This window comes from Novosphingobium sp. 9, from assembly GCF_025340265.1.
Taxonomy (GTDB): Bacteria; Pseudomonadota; Alphaproteobacteria; order Sphingomonadales; family Sphingomonadaceae; genus Novosphingobium.
This window is the reverse complement of the sequence record NZ_CP022707.1, coordinates 2825520-2841194: the sequence shown is the minus strand read 5'-3', so window position 1 is coordinate 2841194 and position 15675 is coordinate 2825520. Positions and strand designations below refer to the sequence as shown.

The following is a 15675-nucleotide window of genomic DNA, read 5'->3' as shown; positions in this document are numbered from 1 at the left end:
CATGGCCGCCGCTGCCGACCCGCTCATCCGGCTGCGCGGGATCACCAAGGTCTATGGCACCGGGGCGACCGCGTTCCATGCGCTGAAAGGCGTCGATCTCGATATCGAGCGCGGCGATTTCGTGGCGGTGATGGGGCCTTCGGGCTCGGGCAAGTCGACGACGATGAACATGCTCGGCTGCCTCGACGTGCCCACGGGCGGCGCGTTCCTGTTCAAGGGCCACCACGTCGAGGCGCTCGACCGCGACCAGCGCGCGATGCTGCGGCGGCGCTATCTGGGCTTCGTGTTCCAGGGCTTCAACCTGCTCTCGCGCACCAGCGCGCTGGAGAATGTCGAGCTGCCGCTGGTCTATCGCGGCGATCCCAAGCGCGAACGGCGCCTTGCCGCGCTCGATGCGCTCGACAAGGTGGGCCTCAAGGAATGGTGGGACCACACCCCGGCGGAGCTTTCGGGCGGCCAGCAGCAGCGCGTGGCGATTGCCCGCGCCATCGTCACCAGCCCTGACGTGCTGCTGGCGGACGAGCCGACCGGCAACCTCGATTCCGAACGCTCGGTGGAGATCATGGAACTGCTCACCCGGCTGAACCGCGAGCAGGGGATCACCGTGCTGATGGTGACGCACGAGCCCGACATGGCCGCCTTCGCGCGCACCATCGTCCATTTCCGCGACGGTCTGGTGGACCGGATCGAGCGCGGCCACCGTTCGGGCGAGATGCCCGAGCCTGACCGGCCTGCGCAGGATATCAGCGAGCCGGACGGCTCGACAGAGGGGCTCGCCTGATGCTCGGCACCGTGTTCATGCTGGCGCTGCGCTCGATCCGCCGCCACCTGTTGCGCTCGTTCCTGACGATCCTGGGCATCGTCATCGGCGTCTCGGCGGTCGTCACCATGGTGACGCTGGGCAAGGCGACGACGGCCGCCGTGCAGGCGCAGATCGCGCAGCTGGGCACCAACGTGCTGATGGTACGTCCGGGGCAGGGCTTCGGACGCGGCGGCGGCGGCGCGCTGCCGCAGGATTTCAAGAGCGACGATGTCGAGGCGATCCGCCAGCAGGTGGCAGGCGTCGTTGCCGTGGCCCCGCAGGCGCAGAGCACCGCGCGGGTGATCTACGACGGCGCCAACTGGTCCACCACGATCAACGGCACCACCAATGCCTATTTCACCGTCCAGCCCTGGAAGCTGAGCGCCGGGCGCCTGTTCACTCCGCTGGAGGAGCAGGCGGGCAGCGCCGCTTGCATCATCGGCTCCACCGTGCAGACCAACCTGTTCAAGGTGGTCGATCCGATCGGCAAGCGCATGCGCGTGGGCACCGTAAGCTGTACCGTGGTGGGCACGCTGGAGACCAAGGGGCAGGCAGGCTTCGGCGGCGATCAGGACGATGTCGTGATCATGCCGATCAAGACCGTGCAGCGCCGCTTCATCGGCTCCACCGACGTGCGCATGATCCTCGTCGGCGTCGATACCAACTACCAGAGCAAGCAGGTGCAGGATTCGCTCAGCGCCCTGCTGCGTGAGCGTCGCCATCTGTCCGAAGGGGCGGAGGATGACTTCAACATCTTCGATACCAAGCAGATTTCCGATACGCTCAGCCAGACCACCGGGCTGCTGACCGGCATCGTCACCGCCGTCGCCGCGATCAGCCTTGTCGTCGGCGGCATCGGCATCATGAACATCATGCTGGTCTCGGTGACGGAGCGCACGCGCGAGATCGGCATCCGCCTCGCCATCGGTGCTCTGGCGCGCGAGGTCCTGATGCAGTTCCTGGTCGAGGCGATCGTGCTGTCGTGCCTTGGCGGCATCGTCGGGCTGCTGCTGGCGCAAGTGCTGATCGCATTGGCGACGCCGCTGATGCAGGTGCCGTGGACTTTCGACATGTCCAGCAACGTGATGGCCTTCATCGTCTCGGCAGTGATCGGCGTGGTCTTCGGCTACTTCCCGGCGCGCCGGGCGGCGGCGCTGAACCCCATCGACGCGCTGCGTCACGAGTGATCGACTCGATCTGAAGACGTGCCGATCGAGCGTTTTCGGCCCGGTCGGCACCCATGATCAAGGGCATTTCGCCGAAACGGCTGGGCGACGGGCCGAAAAGTACCGGAAATCCGCTGGTTAACGCGCCTGTCAGGATGCCCCGCATGCGCCGTTCCATGAAGCTGAAATGGCGGAAATCCGCCATTTTCAGACTTCGTTAACGGGCTCCATCCACCCCGCTGGCGATGCAACTGGTCGCAGTTTGCTTGTGCGACGAACCGAATTGCGGCCTCTCGCACGGGCAAGGGACCGGACAGGCCGGGGTTCAGGGGGCTTCATGAATACGACGAAAACGCGCCGTATCGCGCTGCTCACACTGGGCGCCGCCGCGCTGGTGCAGCTTTCCGGGCCGGTATCGGCCATTCCCGTAGTTCAACCGCTTCCCACAGCTTCGGTTCCCGCGACGGTCACATCGACCACTTCGCCGGTCGTCGAAAGCGCCGCGCTGGCACAGGTCCACGCCGATGCGCCTGCCGCCGGCGACATGGTCGATGCCGACGATACCGATGCCGAAACGCTTTGCCTTGCCAAAGTCGTGCTTCGTGAATCCGGCGGTCAGCCGGAAATCGGGCAGGTCGCCGTCGCGCAGGTGGTGATGAACCGCACCCGCTCTGGCCGCTTCCCCACCACGATCTGCGGCGTCGCCAAGCAGCGCGGCCAGTTCTTCAACGTCGATGCCTACGATTTCTCGGGCGACCGTCGCTGGGGCACTGCCCTGCGTGTCGCGCAGGAAGTGGTTGCAGGCGAGCACGATCCGGTCGTCGGCGATGCGCTCTACTTCCACGCCGCAGCTGCCCGCGGCGGCTACTGCCCCGCCGCGTCGCCAAGCTGGCCGATCAGGTGTTCTGCGCCTGAGCGTAAGGCGCTTTTGCCTGCCCATCCTTCGGCCCACCCCGTTCGGCTAGGTCACTGCGTTCCCAAGCCTTCCGGCCCTCCCGCAAGCGGGAGGGGAGCGAGACTGGGTGAGCGCAGCGAACCTTAGTCGCAGCGGGGTGGGCCACTAGCGCAACGGCTGCCCACCCTTCATCAGCCTCACAACTCCCGCAGCGCCTGCGCCGGTTTCGCGCGCAGCAGCGGCAGCGAGCCGCCCAGCGCGAAGGCCATGACCAGCACGAGGCCGGCGACAAGCACCAGCGCCACGCGCACCCAGTCCGGCTGCCAGCCGAAGCCGAATACCTGCGTCATCACCGCCCATCCGGCCAGCGAGCCGAGGCCGAGCGCCACCACGGCCAGAACCAGCGCCAGCACGCCATATTCCGCCAGTTGCAAAGCCAGCAGCTGCGCGCGGCTGGCGCCCAGCACGCGCAGGATCACGTTGTCGTAGGTGCGGCTCGCCCGTGCGGCGGCGATGGCGCCGAGCAGCACGGCAAGGCCCGCCAGCACGGCCACAGAGGCGGCGGCGAGGATCGCGCTCGCCATCTGGTCCAGCAGTCCGCGCACTTGCGTCAGCAAGGGGCCGGTCTCGATCACCGAGCTGGTGGGGAAGGCCTGCACCAGCGTTGGCAGCAGATTGGTTCGCCTGGCGCCCGGCGGGAGCGAGATCGTCGCGGCGAGCGTGTGCGGTGCGTCCTCCAGCGCGTTGGGTGAGAACACCAGCACGAAGTTGAAGCCCATCGAATCCCAGTCGATCCGGCGGAAGGCGGCGATGGTCGCACTGCGCTCGACGCCGAGCACGCCGATGGTGATCGTATCGCCGAGCTTCAGGCCGACCGCCTTCGCCAGCTTCTCGTCCACCGAGACCAGCGGGGGCCCGGCATAGTGCGGCCCCCACCAGTGTCCGGCGGTCACGACATTGCCCGGCGGCACCGTGTCCGACCACGTCAGCCCGCGCTCGCCGCGCAGTGCCCAGGCGTCTTCGGGCAATTTCGCGCTGTCATCGACGCGGGTCGGATGGTCGGCAGGACCGTAGGCGAGGATACGCCCGCGCAGGTTCGGCACGAGGCGGACCTCGGGCCCCGGTGCGGCCTTGTTCACGGCGGCGCGGAAGGCGGGCGCGGCCTCGGGCTGGAGGTCCATCACGAAGTAGTCCGGTGCGCGGTCGGGCACGGTGTTGCGGATCTCGGCATCGAGGCTGGTCTCGGCCCCGGCGATCAGCACGAAGGCGGAAAGCCCGAAGCCGAGCGCGGTGACGAGCGCGCCCACTTGCGCGCCGGGGCGGTGGAGGTTGGCAAGGCCCGCCCGCAGCATCGGGCTTTTGAGGCGCGGCAGGCGGCGGGCGAGAAGGGCGATGCCTTTGCCGACAAGCGCCAGCAGGCCGAGCATCGCGGCGGCGCCGACGAGGAACCCGGCGCTGAGCCACGGCTGCGCTGCGCTCACCATCACCAGCGCGACGATCCCGGCAAGGCCGAGGCCCACCGGCAGCACCAGCGCCCGCCATGATGTCCGCAAGGGGGAGACCCGCGCGCGCATCAGCGCCATCGCCGGGAAACTGCGCGCCCGCACCAGCGGCGGCGCGGCGAAGACCAGCGCCACCAGCAGGCCATATCCGGCCGCGCTGGCCAGCGCGACGGGCGAGATCATGAAGCCGCCCGCCACCGGCAGCAGCGTGCCCAGCGCATGGGCGAGCAGCGGCGTCACCAGCACGCCTGCCAGCAGTCCGGCAAGGCTACCCACCAGCGCGGCGGCGCCGACCTGCAAGGCATAGATCCGCGCGATGTCGCCGCTGGTCGCGCCCAGCACTTTCAGCGTGGCGATGCTGGTGCGGCGGGCTTCGAGATAGGAGGATACGCCGCCGCCGATGCCGATCCCGGCGATGGTCAGCGCGGCGAGGCCGACGAGGATCAGGAACTGGCCCATGCGCTCCACAAACCGCGTGGTCGAGGGCGCGGCGTTGTCGCGTGTCCTGATCTCGTATCCGGCATCGGGGAAGGTCGTCTTGAAGTGCCGGGCGAGCCGCTCTATCCCGCCTGTGTCGGTTTCTGTCCCGTTTGTGTCGAGCTTGGTCTCGCTGCGGAACATCGCGCCCGGCGCAGTGAGTCCGGCCTCGCGCGGCATGCCGATGGGCACGATCACCGGATCGCCCAGTGCAAAGCCGTCCCCCAGCTGCTCGGGATCGCTGGCGATCAGGCCACCGAGTTTCAGGGGAAATCCGGCGATGGTGAAGCGCTCGCCAGGCTTCAGCCCGAGGCGCGCGGCGCCGCCTTCGGAGAGGTACGCGACGCCGCTGGGCGGTGCGCCGACATGGCGCCCGTCCGCCAGCACCAGCTCGCCCGCCAATGGCCAGCGGCTGTCCACCGCCTTGACCGACAGCGAGGCCGAGCGGTTGCCGTGAACCGCCAGCGCCTGCAACCGGAACGAGGTGGAGGTGGTGCCGAAGCGCTGCATCTCCGCCAGTTCGCGCGGGGTCGGGCTGCGCTGCCAGACGCTGAACGACAGGTCTCCACCCAGGATCGTGCGCCCCCGCACCGAAAGCTCGTGCTGGATTGACCCGGTCAGCGTGCCGATCGCGGCGAGGGCACCGACGCCCAGGAACAGGCAGGCCAGAAGCAGGCGCAAGCCCTTGAACCGCGCGGAAAGATCGCGCTTCGCCAGAGTCCAGGCGCTGCGCCAGGGCAGGGCCGACATGGAGGGGGCCGACATAGAAGGCGCCTCAGGCAAGGGTGTCGCTCGCGATCACGCCGTCGGCGATCCGAACCACCCGCTCGCACCGCGCGGCCAAGGCTTCGTCATGGGTGATGACGACCAGCGTCGCCCCGGTCTCTGCCCGGCGAGCGAAAAGCAGGTCTGCCACTTGCGCGCCGGTGGCGGCATCGAGATTGCCGGTCGGCTCATCGGCGAACACCAGAACCGGGCGCGAGGCCAGCGCGCGGGCGATGGCGACGCGCTGCTGTTCGCCCCCCGAAAGCTGCGCCGGGTAGTGGTCGAGCCGGTGCGAAAGACCCACGGCAGCCAGTTCTGCCTCGGCGCGGGCGCGCACGTCGCTTTCGCCGGCCAGTTCCAGCGGCGTGCTGACATTCTCCAGCGCGGTCATCGTCGGCAGCAGGTGGAAGGCCTGCAGGACCACGCCGATGCGGCCCCGGCGTGCGCGGGCCAGCGCATCTTCGGAGGCACCGGCAAAGTCCTGCCCGGCGACCTCCAGCGTGCCGGACGTGGCGCGGTCCAGCCCGGACAGCACCGCCATCAGCGAGGACTTGCCTGAGCCCGACGGCCCCAGCAGCGCCAGCGTCTGGCCTTGCGGGACGGTGAGGTCCAGCCCCTTGAGGATTTCGACGGCGGCGCTGCCCTGTCCCAGCGTCAGGCGCAGGCCCTTCGCATGGATGGCGGGGGCAGGGTGCGAGTGGGGGTCGTAAGCGCTTGTCACGCCAACTATATGGGTGGCGACAGGCACATGCGGCAAGGGCATGCGTGCTGCGGTGCGAAGAAGAGTGCGAGAAGGAGAACGCATGCGTCCGATACTGATGACGATGGCTGCGGCCTGCGTGCTGGCGCTGGCGGGGTGCGGCGGCGGTGCGTCGGACACGCCCGCCGAGGCGCCTTCGAGCATGGCCGCCAGCGATGCGGCGCCCGATCTGCCGGTGATCGGGGCCGAGCAGTCGGTGCTCGCCTTCGGGGATTCGCTGCTGGCAGGCTACGGCCTTGCCTCGGACGAGGCCTATCCGCACCGGTTGGAACTGGCCCTGCGCGCGCGCGGGATCAATGCGCGCATCGCCAATGCCGGGGTCTCGGGCAACACTACTGCCGATGGCCTTGCCCGGCTGGACTTCACGCTCAAGAGCCAGTCGAGGAAGCCCGACCTCGTGCTGATAAGCCTTGGCGGGAACGACCTGCTGCGCGCGCTGCCGCCCGAGCAGGCGAAGGACAACCTCGGCAAGATCCTCGCGCGGCTGGAGGCCGAGCACATTCGCGTCGTCCTGCTGGGCCTGAAGGCGCCGCCGAACCTCGGGCCGGACTATGTGAAGGCCTTCGATGCGATCTTTCCGGAGCTCGCCCGGCAGTATCACGCCACGCTGGTGCCGTTCTTCCTCGCGCCGATCTACAACCATTTCGAATTGCAGCTGGCCGACCATATTCATCCCACCGCGAACGGCGTCGATGCCATGGTGGCGATGACGGTGGACACAGTGGTCAAGGCATTGCCCAAGAGCGCTCAACCGGATAGCGCGGGCGCTACAGTTCCCGCACCACCGAACCCCCACTGACGCGCCACACCGCTGCCTCGCCGGTGATTGCATCGAACGGCGCCAGTTCGGTGCCGGTCAGCCAGACCTGCGCCGAGCCTTCGCGCAGCCGCTCGAACAGTGCGGCGCGACGGAAGGGATCGAGGTGGGCGGCCACTTCATCGAGCAGCAGCAGGCGCGGGCGCTGTTCGCCCTGTCCGCCTTTCGCCAGTTCCTCCACCAGTTGCGAATGGGCCAGGACGAGCGCGATCAGCATCGCCTTCTGCTCGCCGGTGGAGCAGTCGGCGGCGGGCTGGTCTTTTCCCGCCATCATGACGCGCAACTCGTCGCGGTGCGGGCCGGTGAGCGTGCGCTGGGCGGCGCGCTCGCGCGGGCGGCTTTCGCGCAGGGCCTGTGCCAGCGCTTCGGGTTCAGTCGGACCGCCGGGTTCGTAGGCGAGCGAAGGCCGGGCGAACGGCGCCTCGGGCAGGTCCAGCAGGCGCGCTTCCAGCCGGGCGATCATGTCGGCGCGGGCCTGCGCGACCATCGCGCCGGCCTCGGCGATCTGCTGTTCGATGGCATCGAGCCAGCGCGGATCGGGCGCGCGGTCGTCGGACAGCAGCTTGTTGCGTTCGCGAAGGGCGCTCTCGAGGCGGCTGGCGTGGGCGGCATGATCGGGCCGCAGCGCGAGCACCAGCCGGTCGAGAAAGCGACGGCGTGCGCCTGCGCTGTCGACGAACAGGCGGTCCATCGCCGGGGTCAGCCAGCCGATCGAGAGCCATTCGGCCAGCCGCAGCGCCGGGCTTTCGGCGCCGTTGACCTGCACCAGCCGCCGTCCGGGCCGCTCGGGCGAGATACCGGTGCCAAGGCGCACCGGATCGCCGCCGGGCGTGATCAGTGCGGCGCTGACCCCGAAGCCGCCGTCGCCCTGCTGCGAAGGCACGTCCGCCAGTGCCGCGCGGCGCAGGCCCCGGCCCGGTGAGAGCAGCGAGATCGCCTCCAGCACGTTGGTTTTCCCGGCGCCGTTCTCGCCCACCAGCAGGTTGAACTGCGCCGTGCCTTCCAGCGCGGTCTCGCGATGGTTGCGGAAACGGGACAGGAGCAGGCGTTCGAGCATTGCGCGGGGAACTAGCGGCTTAGCGGTGTGCCGACAACGCTCCGTTCCAGTTCCAGAGCCAGATTTACGCGGTTTTCGCAAAGGGCGAGAAGTTGGTGTGCTCGTCATAGACGTCCACGCCCTCGCGCCGCTTGAGGAAGCCGACGATCAGGTACGTCACCGGCGTCAGCACCACTTCCCACAGCGTCTTGACGATCCACTGCGTGAAGGCGAGCACGAAGACCATGTGGGTGGGAAAGCCCGCCACGCCCAGGAACGCCAGCGGATAGAACAGCGCGCTGTCCACGCCTTCGCCGAACACCGTCGAGCCGATGGTGCGGCTCCACAGGTGCTTGCCCCTGGTCATCACCTTCATGCGTGCAAGGACGAAGGAATTGACGAACTCGCCCGCCCAGAATGCGACCACGGATGCGAAGACGATGCGCGGGGTCTGCCCGAAGATCGCATAGTAGGCCGCCTGGTTGGGCGCCGTCACCTGATGGCCCGCGATGGTATAGGTGGCCGACGCCAGTGCCCATTCGGGGTTGGCGGGGATCTGCACCACCACCACGCTCATCAGCACCATGAACAGGAGGCCGAAGAACCCCGCCCAGATGCAGCGGCGCGCGTTGGCATAGCCGTAGACCTCGGTCAGCACGTCGCCGATGATGTAGCTGACCGGGAAGAACAGCACGCCCGCGCCGAAATTGACGGTGCCCAGCAGCGGCAGCTCGATCTGCGCCTGCTTGGCGGCGCCGATCAGGTTCGAGAGCAGCAGGATCACCACGAAGGCAACCATCACGAAGTCGAAATAGCGGAAGTGCCGCTTTTCGGTCAGCCGCCCGTCGATCCGGGCGAGACCGGAAGGGGAGAGCGTTTCTGTCGGGTGATCGGAGGCGGAAGCGGTCATGTCCCTGTGGGTAACGCAGCCTTTCGCAAACGCAAAGCGCTGCTTGCGCGCGTAGTCGAGGTTTGCGCTAGGACAGAACCACGCTATGGGCGATGCAGCGCGCGCCCGTAGCTCAGCTGGATAGAGCACGAGCCTTCTAAGCTTGGGGTCAGTGGTTCGAACCCACTCGGGCGCGCCAACTTCCGGGGATTGACGGGCCCTGGGGTTCAAGTGTCGTTCGAACTGTGTTCGAACAGGCGCGCCAACTTCCTTATTGCGCCGCGTTGTCCTGCGCGGCGGTGTCGGCGGCGAGATCGCGTTCGGTCTCGACATTCCCGCCGCTCACGCCCACGGCGCCGATCACCACGCTGCCCTGCTTCAGCGGGGCGCCACCGGCAGCGGGAACGATGCCGGGCACGAAGCCGATCGGCAGGTTCGCATCGCGGGCGCGGGTGAAGAACGTGTCCGTGGGCACGCCGAACTTCGCCGAGGAGGCCGCCTTGGCGATGGCGGAATCGCCGCAGCCGGTAATCGCCCCGTCCATCCGCTCGAACGCGACGAGGGTGCCGCTGGCATCGACGACGGCAATGCACATGTGCAACCCGCGCTGGCGTGCGAGCGTGCGGGCGCGGTCCAGCACCGCCTGCGCGCCCGGCGCGGAAATCTCCGCGCGGGTGACGGTGCGGGCAGGGCCTGTCCCCGTCCCCGCCGTAGCGCTCGGCGCCGCCCCCGCGCTCACCGGGATGGCGGTGAGCGCGAGCGCGGCGATCAGTGCGGATTTCATCCCGCAGGCGCTCACTTCGCGGCGTCGTAGGCGCGGGCGACGCCATCGTCGGCGAGCGGGCCGATGTTCCAGCCGGGGCGCTCGGCACGGATCGTCTTCATCACCGAGGCGATGGCCTGTTCGCGCGTCTGACCGGCCTTCTTTGCGGCGGCGGTGCGCGTGACCATTTCGCTCAGGATCGCTTCCTCGTCGGCGATGATCCGGGCGCCGGGGCCGGGCTGGGTATGGTCGGGGATGATCAGTTTCGGCTTGAGCACGGCGAGGCGCTTGACGGTCGCCAGCCACGGCGCGGGACCGATACCGCCGCCCAGGAACGTCGGGCCGAAACGGTTCTGGATGGTGTCGCCGGTGACGAGCACGCTGTCTTCGGGGATGAATACCGAGGTATCGCCCGCGGTGTGTGCGGGGCCTGCATAGATCGCGCGGGCGTGGACGCCGCCAAGGTCGATATCGCGCTCGTGGTCGAACAGTTCGGGCGTGCCGAACACCGGGTTCTTGAGGACTTCGGGATTGTCGATGGCGAAGCGGGCGACCATTCGTTCGTGGTCAAGCACCAGTTCGCGCTGCTGCACGCGAGGGCGGATCAGCACAGTATCGCCGGGGAAGCCGCCGAAGCCTGCTGCGTGCTCGGGATGGAAGTGGGTGGTTACGAGGTAGAGCTTGCGGCCCGGTGCCAAGCGCTTCGCCTCGGCGGCGACGATCCGGCCATTGGGCGTGCCAAGACCGGTGTCGACGGCCAGAACGCCGGTCTTGCCGACGACGATCACCGCATTGGGATAGCCGGGCATCATCCAGACATGCGGCGTTAGCTGGCGGGTCTGCGCGGGGTTGTACATCGGCTCGCGGCCTGCCGGGGGACGCCGGGAATGGTCGGCGGCTGGACATCGGCAGGGGTGAAGCGGCTGGTCGCGACGGTCTGGGCGATCGCGGGAGCCGTCAGCGATGCCGTGAGCGACAGGGTGAGCGCGCTCGCGGCAAGGATGCGGCGGATGGGGGAGGGCGTCTGGCATGTCATGTACCGGATGGTACGTTTATGCCGGGCAAGGCCAATGCCGGGGAACGCGTTTCCGTGCAATCGTGTGCAAATGCAATGACCTGCGGGGAAGGAGGGGGGAAGCGCGGTACGGACCCGCTCCCCCCGTTTCCGCCACTATCGCTGCAACACCGGCGCGTCCGGCGATACCTCAACGTCCTGCGACGGCGGGCGAAGGAAGTGGCTGATCGTCATCACCACGATCGGCGTGCCCACCGCGATGAAGGCGTTGTCGATGCCGAAGGGATTGCCAGCCAGATACCAGGCGATGGTCCCCAGCAGCGACAGGATGATGCTGACGAACGCGCCCTGCTTGCTGCCGTAGCGCGGGGCATAGAACATCAGCAGCACCAGCACGGCCAGCGCGGCGCGCAGCGACTTGGCCAGGAACGTCACCGCGACGACTTGCGTGGACATGATCGCCAGCGGGATCGGCAGCAGGCCGACGACGATGGTGAGCACGCGCACGAACATCAGCGAGCTGCGATCATCGCCGGTCTTGCCGGTGATCGGCAGGTAGAAGTCCTTGTAGATCAGCGTGGCAGTACCGATGCTGAGCGCCGAGATCGTCCCGAACAGCGATCCGGCAAGCCCCGCAACGACGATCGCGGCGGGCAGGTCGCCCATGTGGTCGATCACTTCTGGAAAAGCCTGGAGCGGCTTGATGCCGGGGAAGGCGACCGAGGCGGCAACGCCGATCAGCGCGGCGGCGATGCCGAAGGGCACCAGCAGCACGGCGGCATAGAAGCTGGCGCGGGTCGCCTTGGCGCCATCGGGCACGGTGCTGATCGCCTGCACCACGTACTGGGTGGAGAACACCGCGCCCACGCCCGCGACCAGCCAGGCGAAGACCTGATCCCAGCCGACGCCCGAGATCGAGAACATCTTGGCGGGGGCCACCTCGACGATATGCGTCGTGCCGCCCGCCATCCATATCGCGAAGCCGAGCGCCAGCAGCACGCCCACGTACTTCAGGATCGCGTGGATCACATTGGTGTAGATCACCGAACTCATGCCGCCCAGACTGACGTAGAGCACCGCGACCACGCCGGTGATGATGATCGCGGTCGAGCGGTCGACCGAGAGCAGCGGGGCCAGCACCGCGCCGCCCGAGCCGTAGGTGGAGATGGCGACGATCTGCAGGGCGCAGATCATGATGATCGAGGTCGCCAGCTTCACCTTGTTGCCATAGAACTTGGCCATCGCGGCGGAGATCGTGTTCTCGCCGCTTTCGTTGAACTTGCGCGCCAGCAGCCAGGCGTAGAGCAGGAAGCCGATGCCGAGCACGGCGACGTTCCACGCGGCGGAGACACCGGCGGTATAGGCCTGCTGCGCGGTGCCGACGCTGGCGGTGGTGCCGATGAACTCGCTCATCAGCATGAAGCCGATGAAGATCGCCGGGTAGGTCGTCCCGCCCGAGGTAAAGCCCTTGGCGGTGCGGGCATTGCGGCGCACCGCATAGCTGACGAAGGCGAGGCCGACCATGTAGGCGACGCTGACGCCGATGACGAACCAGTCGGCTCCGGTTTCAACGCCCATGATGGCCTCCTGTCTTTGCGGGACTGGCCTCGCTATGATCCTGTGACATGTCCTGTCCTCTCCGTCGGGCTGTTCTATTATGGTTTTGCGTAATGGGCCGCGTCGGCGCCCGACTGGGCCAGCGCGAGCCGGATTTCCTCTTCGAGAATGCGGATGACGTGGGCCGGGCCTTCGCGGCCGAGCGCGGCATGGCCCATGGCAAAGGCGCGCCCGGCGAAACCGGCGCGCGCGCCCCGCGCCATCGCCCGGCGCACGTCGAGCCCGGACTGGATGCCGCTGTCCATCAGCACGGTCATCCGATCGCCCACCGCTGCGGCAATGGCGGGCAGGGCATCGATGGCGGCAGGCGCAGCGTCGAACTGGCGCCCGCCGTGGTTGGAGACGAGCAGGCCCTCGCAGCCCAACCGCACCGCCTCCTCGGCATCGCGGGGGTGGAGCACGCCCTTGACCACCAGCGCGCGCGGCCACAGATCACGGATCATCGCGACCGTCTCCCAGGTCATCGGCCCGGCCATCTCGCGATAGACATAGCCCGCGATGTCCGCCGTGGCGGCGCGTTCGCCCAGATAGGCGTCGAAATTGTGGAAGCGCGGCTGGCCGTGGCGCAGCATCGACAGTGCCCAGCGCGGCGCCAGCGCGACATCGCGCACGGTGCGCGCCCGCAGGCGGAAGGGGACCGACAGGCCGTTGCGCACGTCGCGATAGCGCTTGGAGCGGACCGGCACGTCCAGCGTCAGGACCAGCGCTTTCGCGCCTGCGCCCTCGGCCCGCGCGATCAGGTCGCGCAGCACGCGGTGGTCGTCACCCGGTACGTTGTAGAGCTGATACCAGAACACGTCGGGCGCGATCCGGGCGATCCGCTCGATGGTGGTGTTCGCCACGGTCGAGAGCACATAGGGAATGCGCGCGGCCTGTGCGGCGGCGGCGATGCTTTCGTCGATGCCCGGCCACAGCAGCCCGGCAAGACCCATCGGCGAAACCCCGGTGGGCAGGGCATAGCGCTGGCCGAACAGGTCGGTGGACAGATCGACCTTGCCCACGTCGCGGCCATAGCGCGGGGTGATCGTGACGGCATCGAGCGCAGCCCGGTTGCGGGCGAGGCACAGGTCGTCGTTCACGCCGCCTGCAACGAAATCGTAAGCGAAGCGCGGCACCCGGCGGCGGGCGAGCGGGTAGAGGTCGGTAATCGCCGGATAGCGACGGCGCAGCGCCGCGGCCCGCCCGGACAGTCCGCCCGTGCCCCAGCCAGCGGGGCCAGCCCGCCTGCTTTCTGGACTCGTGCTGGCAGGAAGCGGCGCGCGGCTCATCAGTAGGGGCAGATCACGTTGACCAGCGCCTGCTGTCCGGCGCGCACGGTGGCGATGGCCTGGGCGAGCACGGCGGGCAGGTCGGCGGCGTCTTCCACGCGGAAGCCCTTGCCGCCGCTCGCCTCGACCAGCGTCTCGAACGCGGGTGAGGGGTCGAGTTCGGCGAGCATGCGCCAGGCGTCCTCGGCGGCGCCGCCCTTGGGGTACATCGCCTTGGTGGAATTGCGCACCGCGCCATAGAGGCTGTTGTTGAAGATCACCGTCAGCACCGGCAGGCCATGCGCCTCGGCGGCCCAGTGGCAGGCGGTGGGATTGGCGAAGATATAGGCGCCATCGCCCAGCGTCGCGACGACGAGACGCTCCGGGTTCGCCAGCTTGGCGCCCAGCGCGGCGGGCAGACCCCAGCCGAGGCCCCCGGCGGCGCTCAGGCCGAAGTAGGTGCCTGCCCTGGTGCGCGGGCAGTGCTCCAGTCGCAGCGGATATTCGTTGATGAGGATGGTATCGGCATCGATCGCCTCGCCGATGCAGCGGCTGAGGTATTCGGGCGAGATCGTCGCGCCGGGCGCTGCGGGCGAGGCAGGAAGCCCGCCCGGTACTTGCCGGGGCGCGCCGCTGTCGAAGCCGAGGATCGCTTCGAGCGCGGGCAGGACCACGCCGGTCTCGCCCGCGATGTTCAGGTCCGCGCGGTGGGTGCGCATCGGATAGCGGACATGCGCCGGGTCGGTGCCGATCTGGACCACCCGCGCATTGGCGGGGGGTGACTGTACCGCGTCGATCCACGGCACGTCGCAGTCGAGCGCGATCAGGAGGTCGCACTCGGCGATGAGCGGCGCTGGATCGAAGCCTGCGAACCACGGATTGTCCGTCGCGCAGTTGAGGAAGCGCGGGTGGAAGGCGGTGACGGGCACTTGCGCCCGGCGCGCGAAACTGTCGAGCGCGGCGAAGCCTTCGGGGTGCGTCCGGCAGCGGCGGTGACGATCAGCGGGCGCTTTGCCTCACCCAGCCAGCGCGCCAGCGTGGCGAGGCTTTGCGGATCGGGGCGCGGCGCCGGGTTGGGCGCCAGCGGCGCGACCGGCTGGTGGCCGCGCGCATCCTCGGCAATCACGTCGCGGGGCAGGGTGAGGTAGACCGGCCCGCGCGGCACGCTCAGCGCCACCTGTGCGGCGCGCGCCACGGCATCGGCGCCCTGTTCGGGCAGGTGAAGTTCGTAATCCCACTTCACCGCCTCGCGCAGCATGCCCGCCTGATCGAACATCTCCTGCGCCCAGTGGATGTAGCGCGTGCGGGTGCCGTTGCGGCCGCGCTCGGAATAGGGCGAGCGGCCCGCCATCAGCAGCACCGGCGTCTCGTCGCGCGAGGCATCGAGCAGCGCGTTGATCGCATTGGCCGAGCCGACGTTGACGTGCAGCATCACCGCCTGCATCCGCCCGGTGGTCATGTAGACGCCGTGGGCCATGGCGACGGCGAGGTTCTCGTGCGGGATCACCATCGGGCGCGGCACATCGATGCCTTCGTTGCGGGCGAGGGCATAGGCTTCGGCGATCGGCGGGAAGTCGGTGCCGCCATTGGCGAAGAAGTAGTCGATCCCCTCGGCCTGCAACTGGCGCAGCACCAGCATCGCCGAAGACTGGGATTCCGACGAAGACGTATCGGAAAGGGGGGAATCCGAAAGGGAGCCTTGGGGCATGACGATCCTTCTCCGCGCGATGCGACCTTGTGTCCCGGCAGGTGTCCGGCCTCTGGTGTCAGGGGCGCGCCGGTCTGGTGTTCGAAGGGGAGGCTAGACCCGGATGCGGCATAGCATCCAATAATTATGCCTTATCCGCATCATCACGCAGGAAGATGACGGGACAGATGGTGGGGCAGAGGATGGGACGGGCAGAAGGTCTCTCGACGAGCGTCT

Annotated in this window: 15 protein-coding genes and 1 tRNA gene; 5 read left to right on the top strand and 11 right to left on the bottom strand. The window is 68.5% G+C overall.

Annotated features, from left to right (window positions below; translation table 11 throughout):
* Position 1 precedes the first annotated feature (1 nt).
* The 3 genes from CI805_RS13855 to CI805_RS13845 all read left to right on the top strand — a co-directional run bounded on the left by CI805_RS13855 (position 2) and on the right by CI805_RS13845 (position 3010).
* Positions 2-781 carry an ABC transporter ATP-binding protein gene (locus CI805_RS13855; protein ID WP_260924473.1) on the top strand — a complete coding sequence of 260 codons (780 nt, stop codon included), beginning with the start codon at positions 2-4 and terminating at the stop codon, positions 779-781.
* Positions 781-1989, top strand: a complete 1209-nt coding sequence (locus tag CI805_RS13850) for an ABC transporter permease (protein WP_260924471.1) — start codon at positions 781-783, stop codon at positions 1987-1989. Before CI805_RS13855 ends, CI805_RS13850 begins: the two co-directional genes overlap by 1 nt.
* Positions 1990-2305: 316 nt before the next feature.
* A complete protein-coding gene (locus CI805_RS13845; RefSeq protein ID WP_260924469.1) occupies positions 2306-3010 on the top strand; it encodes a cell wall hydrolase in 705 nt (234 codons plus the stop codon).
* Between the two features lie 50 nt (positions 3011-3060).
* Here CI805_RS13845 and CI805_RS13840 read toward each other — a convergent pair whose 3' ends face one another.
* Together CI805_RS13840 and CI805_RS13835 are read right to left on the bottom strand one after the other, a co-directional pair.
* On the bottom strand, positions 3061-5607 hold the full coding sequence (locus CI805_RS13840) for an ABC transporter permease (protein ID WP_260924467.1): 2547 nt from the start codon (positions 5605-5607) through the stop codon (positions 3061-3063).
* 10 nt (positions 5608-5617) lie between these two features.
* The gene (locus tag CI805_RS13835; protein WP_409934957.1) at positions 5618-6370 is read right to left on the bottom strand and encodes an ABC transporter ATP-binding protein; all 753 of its coding nucleotides are present in this window, start codon (positions 6368-6370) and stop codon (positions 5618-5620) included.
* Between the two features lie 40 nt (positions 6371-6410).
* Here CI805_RS13835 and CI805_RS13830 point away from each other — a divergent pair, with 40 nt between their 5' ends.
* Positions 6411-7166 carry an arylesterase gene (locus tag CI805_RS13830; protein WP_260924462.1) on the top strand — a complete coding sequence of 252 codons (756 nt, stop codon included), beginning with the start codon at positions 6411-6413 and terminating at the stop codon, positions 7164-7166.
* Here the strand turns inward: CI805_RS13830 and recF are convergent.
* The gene (recF, locus tag CI805_RS13825; protein WP_260924460.1) at positions 7135-8241 is read right to left on the bottom strand and encodes a DNA replication/repair protein RecF; all 1107 of its coding nucleotides are present in this window, start codon (positions 8239-8241) and stop codon (positions 7135-7137) included. The genes CI805_RS13830 and recF overlap by 32 nt on opposite strands.
* Positions 8242-8305: 64 nt before the next feature.
* Positions 8306-9130, bottom strand: coding sequence for a queuosine precursor transporter (locus CI805_RS13820; protein WP_260924458.1), 825 nt, complete (start codon positions 9128-9130; stop codon positions 8306-8308).
* A gap of 101 nt (positions 9131-9231) precedes the next feature.
* Here CI805_RS13820 and CI805_RS13815 point away from each other — a divergent pair.
* Positions 9232-9308, top strand: a tRNA-Arg gene (locus CI805_RS13815).
* Between the two features lie 72 nt (positions 9309-9380).
* Here the strand turns inward: CI805_RS13815 and CI805_RS13810 are convergent.
* From CI805_RS13810 to CI805_RS13780, 7 genes are all read right to left on the bottom strand, one after another.
* Positions 9381-9893: a GlcG/HbpS family heme-binding protein gene (locus CI805_RS13810; RefSeq protein WP_260924456.1), complete on the bottom strand. Its 513-nt coding sequence runs from the start codon at positions 9891-9893 to the stop codon at positions 9381-9383.
* Positions 9894-9904: 11 nt separating this feature from the next.
* Positions 9905-10729: an MBL fold metallo-hydrolase gene (locus CI805_RS13805; RefSeq protein ID WP_260924454.1), complete on the bottom strand. Its 825-nt coding sequence runs from the start codon at positions 10727-10729 to the stop codon at positions 9905-9907.
* Positions 10699-10908: a hypothetical protein gene (locus tag CI805_RS13800; protein ID WP_260924452.1), complete on the bottom strand. Its 210-nt coding sequence runs from the start codon at positions 10906-10908 to the stop codon at positions 10699-10701. Before CI805_RS13800 ends, CI805_RS13805 begins: the two co-directional genes overlap by 31 nt.
* A 135-nt stretch (positions 10909-11043) precedes the next feature.
* Positions 11044-12465 (bottom strand): sodium:solute symporter family protein, encoded by a 1422-nt coding sequence (locus CI805_RS13795; protein ID WP_260924450.1) that lies wholly within the window; start codon positions 12463-12465, stop codon positions 11044-11046.
* A gap of 77 nt (positions 12466-12542) precedes the next feature.
* Positions 12543-13772, bottom strand: coding sequence for an alpha-hydroxy acid oxidase (locus CI805_RS13790; protein ID WP_260924441.1), 1230 nt, complete (start codon positions 13770-13772; stop codon positions 12543-12545).
* The gene (locus CI805_RS13785; RefSeq protein ID WP_260924439.1) at positions 13772-14680 is read right to left on the bottom strand and encodes a thiamine pyrophosphate-dependent enzyme; all 909 of its coding nucleotides are present in this window, start codon (positions 14678-14680) and stop codon (positions 13772-13774) included. Before CI805_RS13785 ends, CI805_RS13790 begins: the two co-directional genes overlap by 1 nt.
* Positions 14575-15459 carry a thiamine pyrophosphate-binding protein gene (locus CI805_RS13780; protein WP_260924437.1) on the bottom strand — a complete coding sequence of 295 codons (885 nt, stop codon included), beginning with the start codon at positions 15457-15459 and terminating at the stop codon, positions 14575-14577. The genes CI805_RS13785 and CI805_RS13780 overlap by 106 nt, the downstream gene beginning before the upstream one ends.
* Positions 15460-15675 lie beyond the last annotated feature (216 nt).